The sequence below is a fragment of the Sphingobium fuliginis genome, from assembly GCF_015074805.1.
Taxonomy (GTDB): domain Bacteria; phylum Pseudomonadota; class Alphaproteobacteria; order Sphingomonadales; family Sphingomonadaceae; genus Sphingobium; species Sphingobium fuliginis.
In genome coordinates, this window is the sequence record NZ_CP060035.1 from 1,513,978 (window position 1) to 1,536,539 (window position 22,562).

The 22,562-nt window shown below is 65.7% G+C and carries 23 protein-coding genes; 11 read left to right on the forward strand and 12 right to left on the reverse strand.

Annotated features, from left to right (window positions below; genetic code table 11):
- Positions 1–18 precede the first annotated feature (18 nt).
- Positions 19–945, forward strand: coding sequence for a hydrogen peroxide-inducible genes activator (locus tag H5V43_RS07060; RefSeq protein WP_025550038.1), 927 nt, complete (start codon positions 19–21; stop codon positions 943–945).
- 81 nt (positions 946–1,026) lie between these two features.
- On the opposite strand, the gene H5V43_RS07065 is transcribed toward H5V43_RS07060, so the two are convergent.
- From H5V43_RS07065 to pgsA, 3 genes are read right to left on the reverse strand one after another with little or no spacing between them, the layout of a single operon-like run.
- A complete protein-coding gene (locus H5V43_RS07065; protein WP_025550039.1) occupies positions 1,027–1,467 on the reverse strand; it encodes a molybdenum cofactor biosynthesis protein MoaE in 441 nt (146 codons plus the stop codon).
- On the reverse strand, positions 1,464–1,724 hold the full coding sequence (moaD, locus tag H5V43_RS07070) for a molybdopterin converting factor subunit 1 (protein ID WP_025550040.1): 261 nt from the start codon (positions 1,722–1,724) through the stop codon (positions 1,464–1,466). Before moaD ends, H5V43_RS07065 begins: the two co-directional genes overlap by 4 nt.
- A 3-nt stretch (positions 1,725–1,727) precedes the next feature.
- Positions 1,728–2,291, reverse strand: a complete 564-nt coding sequence (gene pgsA, locus H5V43_RS07075) for a CDP-diacylglycerol--glycerol-3-phosphate 3-phosphatidyltransferase (RefSeq protein WP_025550041.1) — start codon at positions 2,289–2,291, stop codon at positions 1,728–1,730.
- Between the two features lie 155 nt (positions 2,292–2,446).
- Between pgsA and H5V43_RS07080 the strand changes: the two genes are divergently transcribed.
- On the forward strand, positions 2,447–3,742 hold the full coding sequence (locus H5V43_RS07080) for an MFS transporter (protein WP_025550042.1): 1,296 nt from the start codon (positions 2,447–2,449) through the stop codon (positions 3,740–3,742).
- Between the two features lie 24 nt (positions 3,743–3,766).
- Here the strand turns inward: H5V43_RS07080 and H5V43_RS07085 are convergent, their stop codons facing one another.
- Positions 3,767–3,967, reverse strand: coding sequence for a hypothetical protein (locus H5V43_RS07085; RefSeq protein WP_025550043.1), 201 nt, complete (start codon positions 3,965–3,967; stop codon positions 3,767–3,769).
- Between the two features lie 109 nt (positions 3,968–4,076).
- Here H5V43_RS07085 and H5V43_RS07090 point away from each other — a divergent pair, with 109 nt between their 5' ends.
- The 8 genes from H5V43_RS07090 (at position 4,077) to H5V43_RS07125 (ending at position 12,240) form a co-directional block, all read left to right on the forward strand.
- On the forward strand, positions 4,077–6,155 hold the full coding sequence (locus H5V43_RS07090) for a transglycosylase domain-containing protein (protein WP_025550044.1): 2,079 nt from the start codon (positions 4,077–4,079) through the stop codon (positions 6,153–6,155).
- Positions 6,156–6,273: 118 nt separating this feature from the next.
- Complete coding sequence (locus H5V43_RS07095) at positions 6,274–6,696, forward strand: iron-sulfur cluster assembly scaffold protein (RefSeq protein WP_025550045.1); 423 nt, start codon at positions 6,274–6,276, stop codon at positions 6,694–6,696.
- Entirely contained in the window at positions 6,696–8,516 is a 1,821-nt protein-coding gene (locus tag H5V43_RS07100) for a monovalent cation:proton antiporter-2 (CPA2) family protein (RefSeq protein ID WP_025550046.1), read from the forward strand. Before H5V43_RS07095 ends, H5V43_RS07100 begins: the two co-directional genes overlap by 1 nt.
- The gene (locus H5V43_RS07105) at positions 8,513–8,839 is read left to right on the forward strand and encodes a DUF423 domain-containing protein (protein ID WP_025550047.1); all 327 of its coding nucleotides are present in this window, start codon (positions 8,513–8,515) and stop codon (positions 8,837–8,839) included. Before H5V43_RS07100 ends, H5V43_RS07105 begins: the two co-directional genes overlap by 4 nt.
- A 52-nt stretch (positions 8,840–8,891) precedes the next feature.
- On the forward strand, positions 8,892–9,362 hold the full coding sequence (locus H5V43_RS07110) for a Fur family transcriptional regulator (protein ID WP_025550048.1): 471 nt from the start codon (positions 8,892–8,894) through the stop codon (positions 9,360–9,362).
- Between the two features lie 106 nt (positions 9,363–9,468).
- On the forward strand, positions 9,469–11,403 hold the full coding sequence (gene dxs, locus H5V43_RS07115) for a 1-deoxy-D-xylulose-5-phosphate synthase (RefSeq protein ID WP_193666797.1): 1,935 nt from the start codon (positions 9,469–9,471) through the stop codon (positions 11,401–11,403).
- A gap of 65 nt (positions 11,404–11,468) precedes the next feature.
- Positions 11,469–11,924 (forward strand): SRPBCC family protein, encoded by a 456-nt coding sequence (locus H5V43_RS07120; RefSeq protein ID WP_025550050.1) that lies wholly within the window; start codon positions 11,469–11,471, stop codon positions 11,922–11,924.
- Positions 11,911–12,240, forward strand: a complete 330-nt coding sequence (locus H5V43_RS07125) for an ArsR/SmtB family transcription factor (protein WP_025550051.1) — start codon at positions 11,911–11,913, stop codon at positions 12,238–12,240. The genes H5V43_RS07120 and H5V43_RS07125 overlap by 14 nt, the downstream gene beginning before the upstream one ends.
- A gap of 16 nt (positions 12,241–12,256) precedes the next feature.
- On the opposite strand, the gene H5V43_RS07130 is transcribed toward H5V43_RS07125, so the two are convergent.
- The 8 genes from H5V43_RS07130 to gpmA all read right to left on the reverse strand — a co-directional run bounded on the left by H5V43_RS07130 (position 12,257) and on the right by gpmA (position 20,220).
- Entirely contained in the window at positions 12,257–12,667 is a 411-nt protein-coding gene (locus H5V43_RS07130) for a DUF3035 domain-containing protein (RefSeq protein ID WP_025550052.1), read from the reverse strand.
- Positions 12,667–13,182, reverse strand: a complete 516-nt coding sequence (gene lspA / locus H5V43_RS07135; RefSeq protein WP_025550053.1) for a signal peptidase II — start codon at positions 13,180–13,182, stop codon at positions 12,667–12,669. The genes H5V43_RS07130 and lspA overlap by 1 nt, the downstream gene beginning before the upstream one ends.
- Before the next feature lie 58 nt (positions 13,183–13,240).
- The gene (gene ileS / locus H5V43_RS07140; protein ID WP_025550054.1) at positions 13,241–16,138 is read right to left on the reverse strand and encodes an isoleucine--tRNA ligase; all 2,898 of its coding nucleotides are present in this window, start codon (positions 16,136–16,138) and stop codon (positions 13,241–13,243) included.
- Positions 16,139–16,260: 122 nt separating this feature from the next.
- Entirely contained in the window at positions 16,261–17,199 is a 939-nt protein-coding gene (locus tag H5V43_RS07145) for a bifunctional riboflavin kinase/FAD synthetase (RefSeq protein ID WP_044662502.1), read from the reverse strand.
- 8 nt (positions 17,200–17,207) lie between these two features.
- Complete coding sequence (locus H5V43_RS07150) at positions 17,208–17,735, reverse strand: dihydrofolate reductase (RefSeq protein ID WP_025550055.1); 528 nt, start codon at positions 17,733–17,735, stop codon at positions 17,208–17,210.
- Between the two features lie 132 nt (positions 17,736–17,867).
- A complete protein-coding gene (locus tag H5V43_RS07155) occupies positions 17,868–18,938 on the reverse strand; it encodes a 5-(carboxyamino)imidazole ribonucleotide synthase (RefSeq protein WP_025550056.1) in 1,071 nt (356 codons plus the stop codon).
- Position 18,939: 1 nt separating this feature from the next.
- Positions 18,940–19,434: a 5-(carboxyamino)imidazole ribonucleotide mutase gene (gene purE, locus H5V43_RS07160; RefSeq protein WP_037483210.1), complete on the reverse strand. Its 495-nt coding sequence runs from the start codon at positions 19,432–19,434 to the stop codon at positions 18,940–18,942.
- Between the two features lie 99 nt (positions 19,435–19,533).
- Positions 19,534–20,220 (reverse strand): 2,3-diphosphoglycerate-dependent phosphoglycerate mutase, encoded by a 687-nt coding sequence (gene gpmA, locus H5V43_RS07165; protein WP_025550058.1) that lies wholly within the window; start codon positions 20,218–20,220, stop codon positions 19,534–19,536.
- Between the two features lie 155 nt (positions 20,221–20,375).
- Here gpmA and sppA point away from each other — a divergent pair, with 155 nt between their 5' ends.
- Positions 20,376–22,277 (forward strand): signal peptide peptidase SppA, encoded by a 1,902-nt coding sequence (sppA, locus tag H5V43_RS07170; RefSeq protein WP_025550059.1) that lies wholly within the window; start codon positions 20,376–20,378, stop codon positions 22,275–22,277.
- Positions 22,278–22,562: the final 285 nt, after the last annotated feature.

A 22,562-nucleotide genomic window follows, 5' to 3' on the forward strand; every position in this document is an offset into this window, starting at 1 on the left:
AATCGAGGAAGGCGATCAATGTCGAGTTACATGCCGACGCTCAAGCAGCTGCAATATCTGGTGGCGCTGAAGGAGCATGGCCATTTCGGCAAGGCGGCGGATAGCTGCTTCGTCACCCAGTCGACGCTGTCGGCCGGCATTCGCGAGCTGGAATCGCTGATCGGCATCACGCTGGTCGAGCGGACGCGCCGCGTGGTGCGGTTCACCGCCCTGGGCGACCGCATCGTGGAAAAGGCGCACCGGGTGCTGCGCGAAGCCGAAGAACTGGCGGCCATTGCCGAAGCGTCGGGAAAGCCGCTGACCGGCGAATTGCGGATGAGCGTCATTCCCACCATCGCGCCCTTCCTGCTCCCTCGCCTGCTGCCCAGGTTGCGGGGCGAACGGCCGGAACTGAAGCTGTACCTGCGCGAGGAAACGACGCAGGCCGCCATCGAATCGCTGCGGCACGGCAATGTGGATTGCGTGCTGCTCGCCCTGCCCTTTCCCACCGGCGAGCTGGACAGCGAATTTCTGTTCCAGGACCGGCTTTATGTCGCCTTTCCCCGGGACGATCCGCGCGATCCGCCCGAATGGATCGCGCCGGAAATGATCGATGAAACCAAGCTGCTGCTGCTGGAGGACGGACATTGCCTGAAGGATCACGCGCTGGCCGCGTGCAACCGGCCGGAAATCCGGGCGAGCGCCATGATGATGGGCACGTCGTTGCATACGCTGGTGCAGATGGTGGACAATGGCCTGGGCATGACGATCATGCCGGAAATGGCGATTGCGAGCGGCCTGCTCGACCATACGCAGATCACCGCCCGGCCGCTCCGGTCGGAACGGGCCCATCGCGACATCGCCCTGGTGTGGCGCAAGAACAGCCCGCGCGACAAGGAATTCCGGCTGCTCGCGGAATTGCTGCGCGACGCGGCGGACTTGCCGGAGGTCAGCGCGGCGGCTTAGGCTCAGGACCCATTGCTGGCGGGCGATGGCTGGAGAGAAACATGCTGTTCCCGCGAAATCAGGAACAGGGCAGATTTTTGCTCAACGCTTCCAGCTCTCGGCCTTCGCATCATCCTCGACGCGGGCTTCGACCCATTCCGTCCGATCCGCAAAATGTTCCTTCTTCCAGAAGGGCGCCCGGGATTTCAGCCAGTCGATGAGGAAGGCGCAAGCCTCCAGCGCGGCGGCGCGGTGGCGCGAGGCCGTGCCGACGAACACGATGCGTTCGCCCGGCTCCAGCCGACCGAAGCGGTGGACCACCCGAACCCTCAGCAGGGGCCAGCGGTCGCTCGCCTCCGCGACGATGCGTTCGACCTGCGCCGTCGTCATCGCCGGATAATGTTCCAGTTCGAGCGCGACCAACCCGCCTTCCCCCCGAACGATGCCGGTGAAGCTGGCGACGCCCCCGCCGCCGCTGGCCTCCAACGCGGCCAGTTCCACCGCCGGATCGAAATCCTCGGCCTGGATGGAGACGCGGTTCATCCGCCCGTGACCGGCGGGAAGATCGCCAGTTCCTTCGCGTCCCCGATCGGGCTGTCCATCGGCACGAAATGCTGGTCCAGCGCCGCGCGCAGCCTGTCCGGCCGGGCGAAGGCCTCGGCATAACCGCCGCCCCGTGCGGCCAGCGCGGCGATCAACGCGGCGACGGTGGCGTCGGCGGCAGGCCGCTCCACCCGCTCCTCATCCCGGCCGATGGCCTCCCGGACCCAGGCGAAATAGACGAGCGTGAGGTCGGCCATGGTTCAATCCATATGCTTGATGCCGACGCGCAGATAGTCCCAGCCCGTGACCAGCGTCAGTATCGCCGCCGCCCAGAGCGTGGCGATGCCGACCAGTTGCACGAACGGAAATTGCGGTACGGCGCCGGCGAGAATCAGCGCGCCCAGCGCGATGAGCTGGAAGGTCGTCTTCCATTTGGCGAGGCGCGACACCGGCACGGAAACCTGGAGCCCCGCCAGGAATTCGCGCAGGCCAGAAACCGCGATCTCGCGCAGCAGGATGATCATCGCGGCGGCGATATGGATGCCCGAAATGTCGCGCGTGGCCGACAGCATCAGGATCACCGCCCCCACCATGATCTTGTCCGCTATGGGATCGAGGAAGATGCCCAGTTTCGATACGGCGCCCTGAGCGCGGGCGAGGTAGCCGTCGAAATAATCGGTGATCCCCATCAGGCAATATAGCGCGAAGGCCAGCATATAGCCGGTCGTCCAGCGCGCGCCGATCTCCGCCGGCCACAACAGGGCGACCAGCAGCGGCACGGTCAGGATGCGCGAAAGCGTCAGCAGATTGGGCAGCGTCAGCATGGCGGCGGACTGCCACAGTCGGGGCCGGCGCACAAGCGGATGCGCAACATGGGAGAGGACGGGGGGCAAGGTTTCGCGCAGAGGGGTTGTGCTGACCCGTCTTCTATCGCTAGACCCCGCCACGCTCATCCACAGCGAAGAAGACCCCCTCGCCCATGCAAGCCTCTCTAAGGCTCCTCAACAAGCGACGTTTTCTGCCGCTTTTCATCACTCAGCTCCTTGGCGCCTTCAACGACAATCTGTTCAAGAACGCGATGGTGCTGTTCGTCGTCTATACCGTCTATAATGACGAGAAGTCGGAAACCTGGTTCAGCGCGCTGGCGACCGGCGTCTTCATCCTGCCCTTCTTCCTGATGTCCGCCCTGTCGGGCCAGCTCGCCGACCAGCGGGACAAGGCGGCGATCATCCGCATCGTCAAGGCCGCCGAAATCGTCATCATGACGGTCGGCGCGGCCGGGCTGGCGCTGATCTGGAGCGGGATCGCCGTCCACCTGCTCGCCATTCCGCTGCTGCTGGTCGCGCTGTTCGCCATGGGGGTGCATTCGACCTTCTTCGGGCCGATCAAATATGCGATCCTTCCCCAGCACCTGCATGACGAGGAAGTGCTGGGCGGAACCGGCCTGGTCGAGGCCGGAACCTATATCGCCATCCTTGCCGGGACCATATTGGCCGGGATCATCCCCGTGCAGGCGGCGGCGGTCTGCATCATCCTGACGGCGGTGATAGGCTGGCTGGCGGGGCGCAACGTGCCCGCCGCGCCGTCGCTGCTGGAGCGGCAACCGATCGATTTCCACATCATCCGATCCTCGATCGCGCTGGTGCGGGGAACGATGCACATCCGGCGGCTCTACCTCGCCATCATGGCGATCAGCTTTTTCTGGGCGGTCGGCACGGTGCTGTTCATCCAGTTCCCGCCGCTGGTCAAGAATGTGCTGAGCGCCGACAAATCCGTCGCCAGCCTGTTCCTGGGCATTTTTTCCATCGGCATCGCCATCGGTTCGGTGGCGATCAACCGGTTGCTGAGCGGCCATGTGTCGGCCCGATATGCGCCCGCCTCCGTCATCGGCATGGGGATCAGCATCGTCGCCTTCCACATCGTTTGCGACCTCTGGATGGCGGGATCGGATGGGAAGATGCTCTCGCTGGCGGGATTCCTCTATCACCCGCTGGCGATCCCGCTGTCGCTCTGCCTGCTCTGCGTGGCGACCTTCGGCGGGATGTTCGTGGTGCCGCTCTACGCCTTCCTCACCACGACGGTCGAGAAGTGCGAGGCGGCGCGCACCGTCGCGGCGAACAATATCGTCAATTCAGGGGCGATGGTGTTGGGATCGCTGCTGACCATCAGCCTCAGCATCGCGGGCCTTTCCGTGGTGAACCAGTTGCTGCTGGTGGCGGCGCTGTGCCTGCCCTGCGCATGGATCGCCTGGACGCTGCACAAGGCATGCGATTGACGGTGCGTGGCTGATAAGAAGCGATTAAAAGATAAAGCTGTAGAAGGCCGTGAAGAAGGCACCGAAGCTCAGCACAAACAGTTTCCAGTCATTGTCGTCGGAAACCGGCGGGCGTTCGCGCGCGGCGGGGGCCGGTTCGACGACGCGCAGGACATGGCGCGGCAGCCGCTGGCGGAACGGATGGCGCGCCGACTCGCTCGTCAGGACTAGAGGTCTGCTTCTCATGACGCACAGGTTAAGAGATTCTTTACCTTTTGGAATATCGCGATTTAAAGTTAACCCCCGATTGTCCCGCGACGGGACACGCTTGACCGTGTCAGGCAAATAACACAGCATGACCGAAGCGATGAAAGATCCCCTGCCCCTTTCCGACCCTGACGCCCTGCCGCCCCGCGCCTTCGGCGCGGGACCGCCCAGCGCCTTCGCGCCGCCGCGGCCATGGAAGCGCCGGGTGCAGATAGCCGGATGGGTGGTCGCGGCGCTGCTGGCCCTGCTGATGATCCTCATCGCCTGGCTCGCGGTGACGGCCCCCATGTCCCGATCCCTGAAGCCCATCGCGCCCCCCAGCATCAGCCTGATGTCGGCGGACGGCCATCTGATCGCGCGGCGCGGCGCGATCATCGACAAGCCCGTCACCGTCGCGGCCCTGCCCAAGCATGTGCCGCAGGCCTTCATGGCGATCGAGGACCGGCGATTCTATGACCATTGGGGCGTCGATCCACGAGGCATAGCGCGGGCGGCCTGGCACAATCTCTGGTCCAGCGGCTCCTCCCAGGGCGGCAGCACGATCACGCAGCAGCTTGCCAAGGGCGTGTTCCTCTCCAGCGACCGGACCTTCGGGCGCAAGGCGCGGGAGGCGCTGATCGCCTTCTGGCTGGAGGCGTGGCTGACCAAGGACCAGATATTGGAGCGCTATCTGTCCAACGTCTATTTCGGGGACAATGTCTATGGCCTGCGGGCCGCGTCCCTGCACTATTTCAACCGCCAGCCGGAACGGTTGACCATCCCCCAGGCGGCGATGCTGGCGGGGTTGCTGAAGGCGCCATCCCGCCTTGCGCCGACCACCAATTTGAAGGGCGCGCGCGACCGCGCCGCCCTGGTGACGCAGGCGATGGTCGAGGCAGGCTACATCACCAAGGCGGAACGCGACGCCCTGCCCCCGGCGCGGCTCAACGTGCATGAAGCGCCCGATCCGACCAGCGGCACCTATTTTGCGGACTGGGTGCTGCCGCAGGCGCGGGACAGGGCCGGCGCGGTCTATGGCGCGCAGAATGTGGCCACCACGCTCGACTGGCGCATCCAGCGGCTGGCGGAGGCCGCGATCCGCCGCGCGCCGCTGGGCAAGGCGCAGGCCGCCCTGGTCGCGATGAAGCCCGATGGCAGCGTGGTCGCGATGGTCGGCGGCAGGAATTACGGCGAGAGCGCCTTCAACCGCGCCGTCCAGGCGAAGCGGCAACCGGGTTCCACCTTCAAGCTGTTCGTCTATCTCGCCGCCTTCCGGGCCGGCATGACGCCCGACGACTTCATCGAGGACACGCCGATCACCACGGGCAGCTATCGCCCGACCAATCATGGCGGCAAATATCGCGGGCGGATCACATTGCGGCAGGCCTTCGCCGCGTCCAGCAATGTTGCCGCGGTACGGCTGACGCAGAAGGTGGGTGTCGACAATGTCATCAAGGTGGCGCGCGATCTGGGCGTGACGGCCCCCTTGACGGAGGATTTGAGCCTGGCGCTCGGCACGTCGGAAATACCGCTCGTCGAACTGACGGAGGCCTATGCGGCGGTGGCTGCGGGCGCCTATCCGGTGCTGGCGCACGGCCTGCCGCCGGAGGAGCAGGGCTGGTTCGACCGGCTGATGAGCCGCCAGAAGCATTTCAGCGACGACCAGTTGGAGATGATCCGCGACCTCCTGTCCTCCGCCGCCAATCGCGGCACCGGCAGCGCGGCCGCGCTTCGCACCAGCACCTTCGGCAAGACGGGGACGACGCAGGACAGCCGCGACGCGATCTTCGTCGGCTATGCGGGCGGGCTGGTGACGGCGGTGTGGATCGGCAATGACGATAATACGCCCCTGCCCGGCGGCGCGGCGGGCGGCGGCGTGCCCGCCCGCATCTGGCGGACCTTCATGGCGGGCGCGATCAACGAACCGGTCGAGGATGCGCCGGAGGAAAGCAGGGACAGCGATCTGGTCAACGCCATAGCCAATGTCGCGACGGAGGCCGGGCTCGGCAATATGAGCGTGGGCCTGGATACGGAGGGGGTGACGGTGAATATCGGCGGCGGCCAGCTTCGCCTGCCCATCGACCAGCCGCAGGGGCCGCCGCCCGGCGTGCCCGGACCGCAGCCGGGCGCGCCGCCGCCGCGCGTGATCGTTCCGGCCAGTCCCGGGACCACCGATCAACAGCCCTGATGGCGGCGGAATGGATGCGCGCCCGCCTGCGCCGACGCATGCAATATTTTCCCGCCGGCGCCATGCACGACCCCTTCCGCCCTTTCTCCTGAACGCATCCTGCCCTACATGGATCGGAATGAGCGCCCCCCTCTACAACAAGGACATTTTGCGGCTGGCCGCGAACATACCCCATCACAAGCGGCTGCCCGACGCGCAGGCCAGCGTCGAGAAGCGCTCGCCCACTTGCGGGTCGCGCGTGACCGCCGACGTCAGGATGGAAGATGGCCGGCTGGCCGATATGGGGCTGGACGTGAAGGCCTGCGCGCTGGGGCAGGCCTCCGCGGCGCTGATGGCCGCGCAGGCGATCGGCCTCACCGCCGGCGAACTGGCGGAGGCGCGGGACCGGCTGACCGCCTATCTGGCGGGGGAAAGCGATGAGCTGGATTTCTGGCCGGGGCTGGCCGTGCTCGCGCCCGCCCGCGATTATCCGGCCCGCCACGCCTCCATCCGGCTGGGCTTCGAAGCCATTGCCGAAGCCGCGCGCATGGCCGACGCCTGATGCAGGGGCAGACTGGGCCAACTGCTGCGGTACCTGTTTCCGCCACCGATATATTGTTGTCGGAGGGCGTGATCCTGCTGGGCGCGGCAGTGCTGTTCGTCATGCTGTTCCGTCGCCTTGGGCTGGGCGCCGTGCTGGGCTATCTGGTTGCGGGCGCACTTGTGGGTCCGCAGGGCCTGAGGCTTGTCGGCGGAGCGGAATCGAAGCTCGCCATAGCCGAGATCGGCATCGTGCTGCTGCTGTTCCTGGTGGGCCTCGAACTGCATCCGGCCCGGCTCTGGCGGCTGAAGCGCGACATCTTCGCGCTCGGCATGGCGCAGGTGGTGCTGTGCGGATGCGCGCTGACGGCGATCATCTTCTACACGACCGGCTTCACCTGGGGGGCGGCCATTGCGCTGGGGCTGCCGCTGGCGCTTTCCTCGACGGCGCAGGTGCTGCCCGGCCTCAAGAGCAGCGGCCGGATCAATTCGCCCTTTGGTGAAAAGGTGTTCTCGATCCTGCTGTTCCAGGATCTTTCCATCGTCCCGCTGATCACCATCGTCGCCGCGCTGTCCCGCAACCCGGCCGATGCGGCCGGTCCGCCGGGATGGCTGATGGCGGGCTATACGGTGGCCGCCATCGCCGGGCTGGTCCTGACGGGCCGCTTCATCCTGCGGCCCCTGCTCCATCTGGTCGGGCGGCTGGGGGAGCGGGAGCTGTTCGTCGTCGTCGGCCTGTTCACCGTGCTGGCGGCGGCCGCGCTGATGCACGCGCTGCACCTTTCGACCGCCCTCGGCGCCTTCGTGGCGGGCGTGATGCTGGCCGATTCGCCCTATCGCCATGAGATAGAGGCGGATGTCGAACCCTTCCGCTCGATCCTGCTCGGCCTGTTCTTCCTGGCGGTCGGCATGGTGCTGGACCTGTATGCGGTGGCCGCCAATCCGCTGTTCGTCATCGGCATGGCGGCGATATTGGTGCTGACCAAGGCGGCGCTGATTACCGGCCTTGCCCGATTGTTCGGCATGGAATGGAACCAGGCCATCGGCTCCGGCCTGCTGCTGAGCCAGGGGGGCGAATTCGGCTTCGTGCTGTTCGCGCAGGCGCAGAGCGCTTTGCTGATCGCTCCCCAGGCCGCCAGCCTGTTCAGCGCCATCGTCACCTTCTCCATGGCGACGACGCCCTTCCTGATGCTGTTCGCGCGCAAGCTGGAATTCGCCAGGCCCAAGGCAAGGCCGGACCTGCCCACGCCCGAGGAGGCGCCGCGCGGCACGGCGATCATCGTCGGCTATGGCCGTTTCGGGCAGACCGTCGCGCAGATGCTGATGGGCCATGGCTTCGGCGTCGTGCTGATCGACAAGAAGCCGTCGCAGATCGAAGTGTCCAGCCGCTTCGACATGAAGGTCTATTATGGCGACGGCACGCGCATCGACCTGCTGCGCCGTTCTGGCGCGGAAGAGGCGCGGCTGATCGCCTTCTGCATCGACGATCCTTCGCTCGACGGCCGGGTGCTGGAACCGATAGCCGAGGCTTTTCCGCAGGCGGCGCTGGTGGTACGCGCCTTCGACCGGCGGCAGTTGCTGGCGCTCAAGGACATGGATCTGGCCGGCGTCGTGCGCGAAGTGTTCGAATCCGCCATCTGCATGGGCGTTTTGGCGATGCAGGCGCTTGGCGTTCCGCCGGAAGAGGTCGAGGAAGTGGAGCGTCAATATCGCCGCAATGACGAACAGCGCATGGCGCTCCAGATGGAGCATGGCAATCTGATGGCGGCGAAGGAGCTGATGTATCGGCCCGGCAGGCAAATGCGCCTGCTGGCGCGCGGCGATGGGGAGGAAGAGGCATGATCGCGGTTCTGGCTGCATTATCGGCGGCCGTGGCGATAGCGGCGGGCGCCTTCGGCGCGCATGGCGCGGCCAGCCCGCAGGCGGCGGAGTGGCTGCGCACCGGCGGGCTCTATCAGCTCGTCCATGCGGTAGGCGCGCTCGCCATCATGGGGGTGGCGCGGGGTCCGGCGGCGCTGCATCTTGGCGGAGCGGCGATCTTCGCCTTCACCCTCTACGCCATGGCCCTGGGCGCTCCCAAATGGCTGGGCGCAGTCACGCCCGTCGGAGGGACGCTGATGATCGCCGGCTGGATATGGGCGGCGTGGATCTACTGGCGCGGCTGACGGACCGCGCCCGCCACTTGCCCCCGCATTAACCCAGGCTTAGATTGAACCCATGGCCGACCATCATCATCACGACCATCATGAACCGTCGAGCGACAGTCTCGCGGATGCCGCCCGCGCCACGCTGGAGGCGAGCCAGGAACAATGGACGCCGATGCGCGCGGCCATTTTCGATGCGCTGGCGGCGGAGGAAACCCCCGCATCCGCCTATGACATAGCCGACAGCGTGTCCAAGGCGCGGGGCAAGCGGGTGGCGCCCAACAGCGTCTATCGCATCCTCGACCTGTTCGTGAACAACAACATCGCGATGCGGGTGGAAAGCGCCAATGCCTATATCGCCAATGTGCATCCGGGCTGCCATCACGACTGCATCTTCCTGGTATGCACCCGCTGCAGGCAGGCGACGCATGTCGACGACGACAAGGTGACCGACAAGGTCCGCGCAGTGGCCCGGGGCGAGGGTTTTCAGCCGGATCGCCCCGTCATCGAGATATTGGGCATCTGCGCCAAATGCGCCGCGTGATGGCGTTGCGCTTTCGCCCGGAACGGCCCAGAGCATTTTCGAAGCGGATGCGATCTGCTGACTCGGAAAATGCGGCAAGCAGGGAACTTCCTGCGTTCGGGAGTCTATGTCTTTCATGAACGATCGTCCTTCCACCCCGCTGCTCGACCAGGTCGTCTGGCCGGCGGACCTGCGCAAGCTGCAACCGGGCCAGCTTCGGCAACTGGCCGACGAGCTGCGGCAGGAGGTGATTTCCGCCGTCGGCGTGACCGGCGGTCATCTGGGTTCCGGCCTGGGCGTGGTGGAACTGACGACCGCCATCCATTATGTGTTCGATACGCCGAACGACAGGCTGGTCTGGGACGTCGGCCATCAATGCTATCCGCACAAGATCCTGACCGGACGGCGCGACCGCATCCGCACGCTGCGTCAGGGCGGCGGTCTCAGCGGCTTCACCAAGCGGGCGGAGAGCGAGTTCGATCCCTTTGGCGCGGCGCATAGCTCGACCTCGATCAGCGCGGCTCTCGGCTTTGCCGTGGCGAACAGGATGAAGGGTCAGCCCGGCAAGGCGATCGCCGTCATTGGCGACGGCTCCATGTCGGCGGGCATGGCCTATGAGGCGATGAACAATGCGCGGGAGGCCGGGAACCGGCTGATCGTGATCCTGAACGACAACGACATGTCGATCGCGCCGCCGGTCGGCGGGCTGTCGGCCTATCTGGCGCGGCTGGTGTCGAGCCGGGAGTTCCTTGGCCTGCGCGACCTTGCCAAGCGGCTGGCCCGGCGGCTGCCCCGCCCCCTTCACAATGCGGCGCGCAAGACCGACGAGTTCGCGCGCGGCATGGCGATGGGCGGCACGCTGTTCGAGGAACTGGGCTTCTATTATGTCGGCCCCATCGATGGGCATAATCTCGACCAGTTGATCCCGGTGCTGGAGAATGTCCGCGACGCGGCGGAGGGGCCATGCCTCGTCCATGTCGTGACGCAGAAGGGCAAGGGCTATGCCCCGGCGGAGGCGGCGGCGGACAAATATCATGGCGTGCAGAAGTTCGACGTCATCACCGGCGCGCAGGCCAAGGCGCCTCCCGGTCCGCCCAGCTATACCGGCGTCTTCGCCCAGGCGCTGATCGCGGAGGCGGAACGCGACCCGGCGGTATGCGCGATCACCGCCGCCATGCCGTCGGGAACGGGGCTGGACAAGTTCGGCGCCGCCTTTCCCGACCGGACGTTCGACGTCGGCATTGCGGAACAGCATGCCGTGACCTTTGCCGCCGGGCTTGCCGCGCAGGGCATGCGCCCCTTCTGCGCCATCTATTCGACCTTCCTGCAACGCGCCTATGATCAGGTCGTCCATGACGTGGCGATCCAGAATCTGCCGGTGCGCTTCGCCATAGACCGGGCCGGCCTCGTCGGTGCCGACGGATCGACCCATGCGGGCAGTTTCGATGTGACCTATCTTGCCAGCCTGCCCAATTTCGTCGTCATGGCGGCAGCGGACGAGGCGGAACTGGTCCATATGGTCCACACCTGCGCCCTGCACGACGATGGGCCGATTGCGGTGCGCTACCCGCGCGGCAACGGCACGGGCGTCGCCCTGCCCGCCACGCCGGAAAGGCTGGAAATCGGCAAGGGCAGGATCGTGCGGGAAGGACGGCAGGTCGCGATCCTGTCTCTCGGAACCCGGCTGGAGGAGGCGCTGAAGGCGGCGGAAACGCTGGAGGCCAAGGGACTGTCCACGACCGTGGCGGACCTGCGCTTCGCCAAGCCGCTGGACGAAGCGCTGATCCGCAGGTTGCTGACCACGCATGAGGTTGGCGTCACCATAGAGGAAGGCTCGGTCGGCGGGCTGGGGGCGCATGTGCTGACATTGGCTAGCGATCAGGGGTTGATCGACAACGGTCTCAAGCTGCGCACCATGCGCCTGCCCGACATCTTCCAGGATCAGGACAAGCCGGAAAAGCAATATGCCGACGCCCGTCTGGACGCGAGCGCCATAGTCGACACGGTGCTGACGGCCCTGCGTCATAACAGCGCCGGGATCGGAACCGAAGTCCGGGCATAATAAGCAACCAAAAGGTTGCATGATGGAGGTTATGAGTGCATATGGGCAATCCGGAGGTTGCCTATATGCCTGATTCCATCACCAAGACCATCGAGATCGCCGCCCCTGTCGAAAGGGTGTGGGACGCGCTGATCGATCATGAGAAGTTCGGAAGTTGGTTCCGGGTCGCTCTCGATCAGCCCTTTGCCGTGGGGGCGGCTTCGACCGGATATATGACCTATCCGGGATATGAGGATTATCGCTGGGAAGCGCGGGTCGTGGCGATCCAGCCGATGACGCGCTTCGCCTATGAATGGCCGGCGACCGGCGGCGACAAGGAATTGATGGAAAGCGGTGTGGCCGTGTCCGAATGGACGCTGGTCGAATTCATGCTGGAGCCGACCGCCCTGGGCACCCGGCTGACGGTCACGGAAAGCGGCTTCGACAAGGTTCCCGAACCCCGGCGAAGCAATGTCATGCGGGACAATGAAGGCGGCTGGGCGGAGCAGGTGAAGAATATTCGCGACTATGCCGAGCATTGACGCTGCCCCAGCCCGACTTTTCGCGGCCTTGGGAGATGCGACGCGGCTGGGCATGATCGGGCGGCTTGCCGACGGCGGAGAGCGTTCGATCGGTCAGTTGGGCCATGGATTGCCGATCAGCCGCCAGGCGGTGGCCAAGCATCTGGATGTGCTGCTTGGCGCCGGACTCGTCACGCGGACCAGGGCCGGGCGCGAGGCGCTGTTCAGCCTGCGGCCCGAGGGTATCGCAGAGGCCAGGGACTGGCTCGCCAAGGTCGGCAGTCAATGGGATGGGACTTTGGGCCGGCTCAAGGATTTCGTCGAGAGCCAGCCCTGAATTCCGGTTTTTCCGATTATTGCGGAGTGGCCGCGCGGGCGTCCTGACCGTCGCCTTCGGGGGCGGCGATGATGTCGCGGGTGGTTGCGCCCTTTTCGACCACTTCGGTCGCCGGATCGCCGGCGGAGGAACGAATGCCCGCGGCGGCATTGGCGCGGCCGGCCGCGTTCAGAGTGGCGCTTTCGCCCGGGCTGCGGGCAGCGGGGCCGCCGAACATGGCGTCCATTGCAGCCTTGCTCGAATCGACCGACGCGGCGGCAGGCGTGCCGGGCGCGGGCGGAACCAGCGCGAAATCAGGCGGGATCACGAGCGGAGCCTGGCGCGAAACGGCAAATTCGTCGGGACGCGACCGGTTGAAAAGGCCGCCGCCACCGCCGCAAGCGGACAGCATGGAAATCAGGCCAGCGGCGAGGATCAGTTTACGCATCAGTTCATTGACTCCGTCTTTGCGCCCTTCTCGCGCAGCAGAAGCGCCCGCGCAAGCAGGATCAGCACGCCGAAAGTGATGGCTGCATCGGCCAGGTTGAAAATCAGGAAAGGCCGCCACTCCCCGAAATGCAGGTCGGCATAGTCGACCACATAGCCCAGGCGCATGCGGTCGATGATGTTGCCGATGGCGCCACCCAGGACGAGGCCGAGCGCCGCGACGTCCTGACGCGCCTTTTCGCGCCACATCCACACGGCCACGAAACCCGCGATCAGCATGGTCATGCCGACCAGTATCCAGCGCATCATGTTCGTGTCAGCGTGGAAGAAGCCCATGGAAACGCCGCGATTTTCCAGCCAGCGCAGGCGGAAGATCGGCAGGATTTCAATGCCGTCGTCCATCCGGCTTTTCAGCGCGAGGGGATAGGTGACGGTATACTTGACGAGCTGGTCGAGCACGAGCGTAACGGCCGCGACGATCAGGCCCAGAGGGCGATGGTGGACGGAATTTGGCATCAATTAGTGCTCAACCTGCATAACTTGGTCCCCCCGTGCACTGGCAAGCGCTTCATGCTCACGCCGACAAAAGCTCGTCGCAGCGGTTGCAGAGCGCGCCGTCTTCCTCGACCTCCGGCAGCAGGCGCCAGCAGCGGCCGCATTTGTGCCAGTCGCTGGGCTTGACGACGATGCCGTCGCCCTTGCCCATTTCGATGCGGGCGACGATGGCGATTTCAGCGAAGTTCACACCGTCACTGGGGACCAGTTCACCCATGGTGACATCGGCTTCCAGGCTGGAGCGGATGACCTTTTCGCGGCGGAGAGGCTCGATGGCTTCGTTGACCTGATCGCGCTGGTTGCGGATCTCCGCCCATTTGTCGTCCAGGCTCTGGTCGAGCCATGCCGCATCGACGGTCGGCCATTCCAGGAAATGCACGCTTTCTTCGGCATTTGGATAGCGGCTTTGCCACACTTCCTCAGCGGTGAAGGGGATGATCGGCGCGGCGTAGCGGACCAGCGCGTGGAACAGCGTGTCGAGCACGGTGCGGTAGGCGCGGCGCTTCGGGTCCGACTTCGAATCGCAATAGAGGCAGTCCTTGCGGATGTCGAAGAAGAAGGCCGAAAGGTCGCTGTTCGCGAAATCCATCAGTGCGCGGGTGTAGCGGCTGAATTCCAGCCAGTTCTCGCTGCCGGCCGCCTTGTCGACCACGCTGCGGAGATCGGCGTCCAGCCTTGCCAGCAGATGGAGCATGTAGCGCTCCAGTTCCGGCATTTCAGCGACGGGCAGCCTTTCCTCTTCGGAAAAGTCGGAAAGCGCGCCCAGCAAGTAACGGAAAGTGTTACGGAGTTTGCGATAGGCGTCGGACGAACCGGCCAGCACTTCCTTGCCGATGCGGACGTCGTCGAAATAGTCGGTGCTGGCGACCCAGACGCGCAGGATGTCGGAGCCGCTTTCGGCAATGACCTTCAGCGGATCGACGACATTGCCGAGGCTCTTCGACATTTTGCGGCCCTGCCCGTCCAGCGCGAAGCCGTGGGTGAGGACGGCGTCATAGGGCGCGCGGCCGCGCGTGCCGCTGCTTTCCAGCAGCGAGGACTGGAACCAGCCGCGATGCTGGTCGGAGCCTTCCAGATAGAGGTCGGCGCGGACGCCTTCGCCGTAACGGCCCTCCACCACGAAGCTGTGGGTCGAGCCGCTGTCGAACCAGACGTCGAGAATGTCGTTCACCACCTCATAGTCGTTGAGGTCGTAATCGGGGCCGAGCAGCGCCTGGTGGTCGGCGCCGAACCACGCATCGGCTCCCGCACCCCTGAACGCTTTGAGGATGCGGGAATTAACTGATTTATCAACCAGATAGTCGCCGGTCTTGCGATGGATGTAGAGGGCGATCGGGACGCCCCATGCGCGCTGGCGGCTGATCACCCAATCCGGGCGGCCCTCCACCATCGAGCGGATGCGGTTGATCGAGCGTTCCGGCACCCAGCGGGTGTGTTCGATGGAGTTGAGGGCGAGTTCGCGCAGGGTGGCGGCGTTGTCGCCCTCACCCTTCCCACCCGCTTGCGCGAGCGGGGCCCTTCCCTCTCCTACAAGGGGAGAGGGATTCTGGTCCATGGGGATGAACCATTGCGGGGTGCAGCGGAAGATGATCTTCGCCTTGGAGCGCCAGCTATGGGGATAGCTGTGTTTGAAGTCATCGGACGCAGCCAGAAGCCCGCCTGCTTCGCGCAGGTCGGTGCAGATGGGCCCTTCCCTGCCGACGAATTTCGGGTTGATGACGCTGCCCTGGCCGCCCAGCCAGAGCCAGTCTTCGCGATATTTGCCGTCATTTTCGACGGCGAAGACCGGGTTGATGCCGTTCGCCTTGCAGAGCGCGAAGTCGTCCTCGCCATGGTCGGGGGCCATGTGGACGAGGCCGGTGCCCGCGTCGGTGGTAACGAAATCGCCCGCGAGGAACGGGCGGGGTTTGGCGAAAAAGCCGCCAAGGGCGTGCATCGGGTGGCGGGCGACGGCTCCGGCGAGGTCGGCGCCTTTGCCGCGCCAGAGGATTTCTGCCTCAGGCGTCGCGGTGGAGGCGGCGTCGGGAGATGGGTTCCCGCCTTCGCGGGAATGACGCAGGAGGACGGAGGGGACGAGGGCTTCGGCCAGCAATAATTTGCGGCCGTCGCTTTCCACGAGGACATAATCGACTTCGGGGCCATAGGCCAAAGCCTGATTGACCGGGATCGTCCAGGGCGTGGTCGTCCAGATCACTGCATGCGCGCCGACCAGTTCGGGCGCGTTCGGGGCTTCGACAATCTCGAACGCTACGTCGACCTGGGTCGACACGATGTCCTCATATTCGACCTCCGCCTCGGCCAGCGCGGTCTTTTCGACCGGGGACCACATGACGGGCTTCGCGCCGCGATAGAGCTGGCCGCTTTCCGCGAATTTCAGCAGTTCGCCCACGATGGTGGCTTCGGCGTCGAACTTCATGGTGAGATAGGGATCGTCCCAGTCGCCCATGACGCCAAGGCGCTTGAACTGTTCCTTCTGCACGCCCACCCACCTGTCGGCATAGGCGCGGCATTCGGCGCGGAATTCCTGGGCCGGAACCTCGTCCTTGTTCTGCTTCTTCTTGCGATATTCCTCCTCGATCTTCCATTCGATGGGAAGGCCGTGGCAGTCCCAGCCGGGGATATAGGGCGCGTCATAGCCCAGCAACGACTGGCTGCGGACGATGATGTCCTTCAGCACCTTGTTCATCGCATGGCCCATATGAATGTCGCCATTGGCATAGGGCGGGCCGTCGTGGAGGATGAAGCGCCGGCGGCCCTTCCGCCGCTCCCGCAGCTTGCCGTAGAGGTCCATTTCCTCCCAGCGGGCCAGGATCGCCGGTTCCTTCTGCGCGAGGCCCGCCTTCATCGGAAAGTCGGTGACGGGCAGGAAGACGGTGCTCTTGTAATCCTGGGTTTCTTGGCGAGGCTGATCGGTCATTTTGGGTCCGGCGGTGAAATAATCCGTTCGTTCCGGCCTGCCGAACGATCGCGCTCTTCCTCAAGGAAAGAAAAGGGCTTCGACAGGCTCAGCCCGAACGGGTGAGAAATATGCCCGGTGCATTAGGCGAGGTGCGGCGTTCCCGCAAGGATTTGCCGCGCATCGTCGCAATCCTTCGCGATGGCGGCCATCAACGCGTCGAGGCCGTCATATTTCGCTTCAGGACGAAGATAGTGGATCAGTTGAACCTCGATCCGCTGGTCGTAGAGATTTTCGGCGAAGTCGAGGAAATGTGGCTCCAACAATTCCTTGGGCGGATCGAAGCTGGGACGGATGCCGAGATTGGCCGCACCGTCCAGCACGCGCCCGTCGGCCAGCAGCCCGCGCACGGCGTAGATCCCATAGGCCGGGCGCAGATAATGGCCAAGATCGATATTGGCCGTTGGAAAGCCGATGGTGCGGCCGAGCTTGTCGCCATGCTGGACCACGCCTTCAATGGCGAAGGGGCGGGTCAGCAGGCGGGTGGCGGTTGCGCAGTCGCCGGACTGGAGCGCCTTGCGGATGCGGGTGGAAGAGATGATCTCCCCATCCGCGCCGGTGACCGGGGGTACGGCTTCGGCGGCAAGGCCGAGCGGCGCGCCCAGTTGCGCAAGGCTCCGGGTGGAGCCCGCGCGGTCCTTGCCGAAGGTGAAATCCTCCCCCGTCACGACTCCGGCTACGCCCCAGTCGACCAGCAGGCGAACGAAGGAGAGCGGGTCCAGCGCGGCCAGTTCGCGGGTGAAATCGAACACCAGCATCGCGTCGGCGCCCGCGCGGGCGAAGAGGCGTTCCCGCTGGTCGAGGGTGGTCAGGCGGAACCAGGGGGTTTCCGGGCGAAAGAGCCGCATCGGATGCGGGTCGAATGTGGCGATGACAGCGGGCCTGCCCTGCGCGCGGGCAAGCTCTATGGCGCGGCGGGCCACGGCCTGATGCCCGGCATGAAATCCGTCGAAATTCCCCAGCGCCATGATGCTGCCGCGCAGATGCGCGGGCATCGGGGCGCCGCTGTGCAGCCGCTCCATGAGGGGCGCTATAGGCATGCGTCCGGCCGCTGGCAATGCGCGGCGGCGCGGAGGAAAGTGACGAAGCTGTAGGCGGGGCGGCCATTTTCGGCCGGATGGTCCTGCCGGGCGACTTCCCGCCAGTCGGCGGGATCGGGATAGGCGATGCGGGTGTCGCCTTCCGCATCCACATGGACCTCTGTGAGTTCGATGCGATGGGAGAAAGGCAGGAAGAGGCTGTAGATTTCCGCGCCGCCGATGACGGTGACGGTGGGCGATGCGGCCCTGGCGATGGCGTCCCGCGGGCTGTGGGCGGTTTCGGCGCCCTCCCCCCTCCATGCGCTGTCGCGGGTCAGGACGATATGGCGGCGGCCGGGCAGCAGGCCGGGAAGGCTGTCGAAGGTCTTGCGGCCCATGATCATCGGGTGGCCGAGGGTAAGCGCCTTGAAATGCCGGAGGTCGGCGGGCAGGCGCCAGGGCAGGTCGCCGTCCCGGCCGATCACGCCATTGTCGGCGCGGGCCAGGATGAGGAGGATTTCGGCGGTGGGACTGGTCATGCGGTTCGGGCCAATATTTGATCGATCACGACACCCATCCTGCGTTCGGGCGGAGCCTTTCGAAGCCCCCATCGCCTCCCCCTTTAAAGAGAAGTGAAGCCCTTCGACAAGCTCAGGGCGAACGATGAGAGGTTAGAGGGTCAGGCGGGTGACATGACCCATCTTGCGCCCGGGGCGGGCTTCATGCTTGCCATAGAGGTGCAGGTGATTGGCCGGATCGGACAGGATCTGCAGCCAGTCATTGGCCTCGACGCCGATCAGGTTGCGCATCTCCACCTTCGTCGCGGCGAGGCCGGTGTCGCCCAGCGGCAGGCCGCAGATCGCGCGGACATGATTTTCGAACTGGCTCGTCACCGCTCCTTCGATGGTCCAGTGGCCGCTATTGTGGACGCGCGGGGCCATTTCGTTGAAGACCGGGCCATTGGCGCTGGCGAAATATTCCAGCGTCAGGACCCCGACATAGTCGAGCGCGTCGGCGACTTTCGACGCCAGGGCGCGGGCTTCGGCAAGCTGGCCTTCGATCCGCGCGCCGGCGGGAACCGTCGAACTGTCGAGAATGCCGTCCCTGTGGACGTTGGCGGCGCTGTCCCAGAAGCGGATGTCGCCATGGGCGCCGCGCACGAGGATGACGGAGAATTCCTCCGCAAAGGTGACGAAGCCTTCGAGGATGGCGCTCTGGCGGCCAATGGCGTTCCACGCGCCGACCGCGTCGCCGGGATCGGAGAGGCGCGCCTGCCCCTTTCCGTCATAGCCCATGCGGTTGGTCTTGAGGATCGCCCTGCTGCCGATCTGGTCCAGCGCCTCTTCGAGATCGTCCAGGCTTTCGACCGGGGCGAAGGGCGCGGTGAGGCCGCCAAGGTCGCAGACGAAGCGCTTTTCCGCGAGGCGGTCCTGCGCCACGCGGAGCGCCTCCGCGCCGGGGCGGACGAGACCGTGGGTGGCGAGGACTTCGACCGCCGAGGGGTCGATATTCTCGAACTCATAGGTGACGACGTCGACGCTGTCTGCGAAGGCCGCCAGTGCGTCGGCATCCTCATAGGCGCCCTGCGTCCAGCGGGGAGAGACGTCGGCGGCGGGGCCGCTCGATTCCGGGGCGTATATGTGCGTGCGATAGCCAAGCTGCGCGGCGGCGATGGCGATCATCCGGCCCAACTGGCCGCCGCCTAATATGCCGATGGTGGAGCCGGGCGGGATGATGGTCATCTTATTCGGGGGTGTCCGCTACGTCGTTGGTCTGCTTTTCGCGCCAGGCGTCGAGGCGCTGCGCCAGCGCTTCGTCGGTGGTGGCGAGGATCGAGGCGGCGAAGAGCGCGGCGTTGATCGCGCCGGGCTTGCCGATGGCGAGCGTGCCGACCGGAACGCCGCCGGGCATCTGGACGATGGAAAGCAGGCTGTCCATGCCCTTCAGCGCCTTGGATTCCACGGGCACCCCCAGCACTGGCAGGCGCGTCATGGAGGCGGCCATGCCGGGGAGATGTGCGGCGCCACCGGCTCCGGCGATGATGACTTTCAGGCCCCGGCCGACCGCGCCGGTGGCATAGTCGTAGAGGCGCTGAGGCGTGCGGTGGGCGGAGACGACCTTGCATTCATGGGCGACGCCGAGGGCCTTCAGCGTCTCCGCCGCGTGGCGCATCGTTTCCCAGTCGGATCGGCTGCCCATGATGATGCCGACTTGCACGGCTTCGAGTGCCCCGGTCATTTCGCTTCGCACTTTCCCTGATATGCGGAAAGCAAAGCCCCTTAGCGGGAGGTTCGCGGAGGGGCAATGCTTCTTTCTTCCCCTGCGGGAGGGGCCTTTCTAGCGTTCCGACAGGTAGTAGCGGTCCCTGGCGGTCAGGTCGTCGGCGAGTTCATAGACGATGGGCTGACCGGTCGGGATTTCCAGTTCGGTGATCTCATCGTCGGGAATGTTCGAGAGATGCTTCACCAGCGCGCGCAGGGAATTGCCGTGGGCGGAGATGACGACGCGCTTGCCGGCCTTGAGGTCGGGGGCGATCCGCTCTTCCCAATAAGGCAGCACGCGGGCGATCGTGTCCTTCAGCGATTCCGTCGAGGGGATCGGAATGCCGGCATAGCGGCGGTCCTTCGACAGGTCGAACTCGCTGCCCGCCTCCAGCGGCGGCGGCGGCGTATCGAAGCTGCGGCGCCAGATCTTCACCTGCGCGTCGCCATGCCTGGCCGCCGTCTCCGCCTTGTTGAGGCCGGTAAGGCCGCCATAATGGCGTTCGTTGAGGCGCCAGTCCTTTTCGACCGGCAGCCACAGGCGGCCCATTTCCTCCAGCACCAGGTTCAGCGTCTTGATCGCGCGGGTCTGGACGGAGGTGTAGCACTGGTCGAAGTCCAGCCCCTTTTCCCTGAGCATGCGGCCGGCGGCGCGGGCTTCCTCCGCGCCCTTTTCGGTCACGTCCACGTCCCACCAGCCGGTGAAGCGGTTTTCGAGGTTCCAGGCCGACTGGCCGTGGCGGATGAGGACGAGCGTGGGCATGAAGCGTGTCTCCTGCACGAGAAACCAAGAATTGCGCCCTCCCATAGCGCGGGAAATATCCGACGCAAGCTTGCGCGGCCCCGGCCTGCCCCCACATTGCAGTCGGTCCGTCGATGGGATAGCCCACGCAGAAGCTGAAGGAAGGAACCGGCAACTTGGCATTTGTGAAGGGCGTGTGGCGCATATTGGTCGCCATCAAGGACGGGCTGGTGCTGTTGTTCCTGCTGATGTTCTTCGGGGCGCTCTATGCCGCCCTGTCCTGGTCGCCCAAGCCAGCGCAGAGCGTCGGCAGCGGCGCGCTGCTGCTGAAACTGGACGGGACCATCGTCGAACAGCCGTCGGAAATCGATCCGATGGCGCTGCTGTCGGGCGGGAGCGACCGGGCGAAGGAATATGGGCTGGCCGACATCGTTGCCGCACTGGATGCCGCCAGAGACGACAGGAAGGTGAAGGCCGTCGTGCTGAACCTGGACGGTTTCATGGGCGGCGGTCAGGTGGCGCTGGCGCGGGTGGGCAAGGCGCTGGACGCGGTGCGCGCGGCGAAGAAGCCGGTCTTCGCCTATGCCGCCATCTATAGCGACGACAGCTATCAACTGGCCGCGCATGCGAGCGAAAGCTGGGTGGACCCGCTGGGCGGCGTGGCGATCACCGGGCGCGGCGGATCGGGGCTGTATTACAAGGGGCTGATCGACAAGCTGGGGGTCAACACCCATGTCTATCGCGTCGGCACCTACAAGAGCTTCGTCGAGCCCTTCACGCGGACCGGCCAGTCGCCGGAAGCGAAGCAGGCCAATCAGGCGCTCGCCGATGCGCTGTGGGAGGATTGGCGGCAGGAAGTGGCCAAGGCGCGGCCCAGGGCGCGGCTGGCGGCCTATGTCGGCAATCCGGCGGCTCTGGCGGAGGCGGCTGGCGGCAATCTGGCGAAGGCGGCCTTGGGCGCCGGGCTGGTCGACCGGGTGGGCGACGAAGCGGCCTTCGGCGCGCGGGTGGCAGAGGTTGCGGGCGATGCGCCGGACGACAGGGCCGGGAATTTCGCCGCCATCGATCTTAAAAACTATATGAGGGCGCACAAGCCCGCCAATGACGGCGAGATCGGCGTGCTGACCATCGCGGGCGACATTGTCGATGGCGAGGCCGGGCCGGGCACGGCGGCGGGCGACACGATTTCGGCGCTGCTGCGCAAGGCGTTGGCGGACAAGGACCTGAAGGCGCTGGTGGTCCGGGTCGATTCGCCGGGCGGATCGGTGATGGCGTCGGAGAAGATCCGCAGCGCCATCATGGAAGCGAAGTCCGAAGGTCTGCCGGTGGTGGTGTCCATGGGCAATGTGGCGGCCAGCGGCGGCTATTGGGTATCGACGCCGGCCGATGTGATCTTCGCGGAGCCGGATACGATCACCGGTTCGATCGGCGTGTTCGGCATCATACCCAGCTTCGAGGGCACTCTGGCGAAGATGGGCGTCACCACCGACGGCGTGAAGACGACGCCGCTGTCGGGCCAGCCGGACATTGCCGGGGGCACCACGCCGGAGTTCGACCGGATCATGCAGATGGGGGTCGAGGATATTTACGGCCGCTTCGTCGGGCTGGTCGCGCAATCGCGCCGCAAGACCCCCCAGCAGATCGATGCCATTGCGCAGGGGCGCGTCTGGGACGGCGGCACGGCGCGGCAGATCGGCCTGGTGGATCGCTTCGGCGGGCTGGAAGAGGCGATTGCCGAGGCGGCGAGGCTGGCGAAGATCGATCCGGCCAAGGCCAGGCCCTATCGCATTGCCAAGGAACCGGACAAGTTCGCCGAATTCGTCCAGTCGGTCATGGATCGGGAGGATGAGGACGATGCCGGGGCCCCGTCAGCCATGGTCGGGCGCGACCTGCTCGGGCGGCAGGCGATCGTGCAGCGGAACTGGGCTTTGCAGGCCGTCGCCGATGTGCGCGCGCTGGTGAGCGGCGCGGGCGTGCGGGCCGATTGCCTGGAGTGCCGGGGCTATGGCGCGCCGCGGGTGGCGACGGCGGCGGATGAACGGGGGATGATGGCGCTGCTGCTTGGGCTGTGGCGGTGATGTGCGGTGCTGCTTGATGTGGCATGGGGATTGATGGGCAGTGGCGGACATTCCTTCTCCCTTGAGGGAGGGGGGTGGGAAGCCCTGGCGGCGAAGGAGCGTGGGCGGGGTTGGATGAGGAAGGGGCGGGCCTGAGGCCCGCGCGATCCGTTGGATTGCAACCCCCTCACCCAGCTACGACTAGACAGCAAGCTGCCAAGTCTGCGCAGCCCTCTCCCTCAAGGGAGAGGGATAAAATGGGTTTCCGCTTCGTACCCAGCCCAGACGCCACAAAGGCCCTTCCCT

Excerpts from the sequence above, each read along its gene's own strand:
- H5V43_RS07060 (WP_025550038.1), top strand. The coding sequence starts at position 19 with ATGTCGAGTTACATGCCGACGCTCAAGCAGCTGCAATATCTGGTGGCG.
- H5V43_RS07065 (WP_025550039.1), bottom strand. The coding sequence starts at position 1,467 with ATGAACCGCGTCTCCATCCAGGCCGAGGATTTCGATCCGGCGGTGGAA.
- moaD (WP_025550040.1), bottom strand. The coding sequence starts at position 1,724 with ATGGCCGACCTCACGCTCGTCTATTTCGCCTGGGTCCGGGAGGCCATC.
- pgsA (WP_025550041.1), bottom strand. The coding sequence starts at position 2,291 with ATGCTGACGCTGCCCAATCTGCTGACGCTTTCGCGCATCCTGACCGTG.
- H5V43_RS07080 (WP_025550042.1), top strand. The coding sequence starts at position 2,447 with ATGCAAGCCTCTCTAAGGCTCCTCAACAAGCGACGTTTTCTGCCGCTT.
- H5V43_RS07085 (WP_025550043.1), bottom strand. The coding sequence starts at position 3,967 with ATGAGAAGCAGACCTCTAGTCCTGACGAGCGAGTCGGCGCGCCATCCG.
- H5V43_RS07090 (WP_025550044.1), top strand. The coding sequence starts at position 4,077 with ATGACCGAAGCGATGAAAGATCCCCTGCCCCTTTCCGACCCTGACGCC.
- H5V43_RS07095 (WP_025550045.1), top strand. The coding sequence starts at position 6,274 with ATGAGCGCCCCCCTCTACAACAAGGACATTTTGCGGCTGGCCGCGAAC.
- H5V43_RS07100 (WP_025550046.1), top strand. The coding sequence starts at position 6,696 with ATGCAGGGGCAGACTGGGCCAACTGCTGCGGTACCTGTTTCCGCCACC.
- H5V43_RS07105 (WP_025550047.1), top strand. The coding sequence starts at position 8,513 with ATGATCGCGGTTCTGGCTGCATTATCGGCGGCCGTGGCGATAGCGGCG.
- H5V43_RS07110 (WP_025550048.1), top strand. The coding sequence starts at position 8,892 with ATGGCCGACCATCATCATCACGACCATCATGAACCGTCGAGCGACAGT.
- dxs (WP_193666797.1), top strand. The coding sequence starts at position 9,469 with ATGTCTTTCATGAACGATCGTCCTTCCACCCCGCTGCTCGACCAGGTC.
- H5V43_RS07120 (WP_025550050.1), top strand. The coding sequence starts at position 11,469 with ATGCCTGATTCCATCACCAAGACCATCGAGATCGCCGCCCCTGTCGAA.
- H5V43_RS07125 (WP_025550051.1), top strand. The coding sequence starts at position 11,911 with ATGCCGAGCATTGACGCTGCCCCAGCCCGACTTTTCGCGGCCTTGGGA.
- H5V43_RS07130 (WP_025550052.1), bottom strand. The coding sequence starts at position 12,667 with ATGCGTAAACTGATCCTCGCCGCTGGCCTGATTTCCATGCTGTCCGCT.
- lspA (WP_025550053.1), bottom strand. The coding sequence starts at position 13,182 with ATGCCAAATTCCGTCCACCATCGCCCTCTGGGCCTGATCGTCGCGGCC.
- ileS (WP_025550054.1), bottom strand. The coding sequence starts at position 16,138 with ATGACCGATCAGCCTCGCCAAGAAACCCAGGATTACAAGAGCACCGTC.
- H5V43_RS07145 (WP_044662502.1), bottom strand. The coding sequence starts at position 17,199 with ATGGAGCGGCTGCACAGCGGCGCCCCGATGCCCGCGCATCTGCGCGGC.
- H5V43_RS07150 (WP_025550055.1), bottom strand. The coding sequence starts at position 17,735 with ATGACCAGTCCCACCGCCGAAATCCTCCTCATCCTGGCCCGCGCCGAC.
- H5V43_RS07155 (WP_025550056.1), bottom strand. The coding sequence starts at position 18,938 with ATGACCATCATCCCGCCCGGCTCCACCATCGGCATATTAGGCGGCGGC.
- purE (WP_037483210.1), bottom strand. The coding sequence starts at position 19,434 with ATGACCGGGGCACTCGAAGCCGTGCAAGTCGGCATCATCATGGGCAGC.
- gpmA (WP_025550058.1), bottom strand. The coding sequence starts at position 20,220 with ATGCCCACGCTCGTCCTCATCCGCCACGGCCAGTCGGCCTGGAACCTC.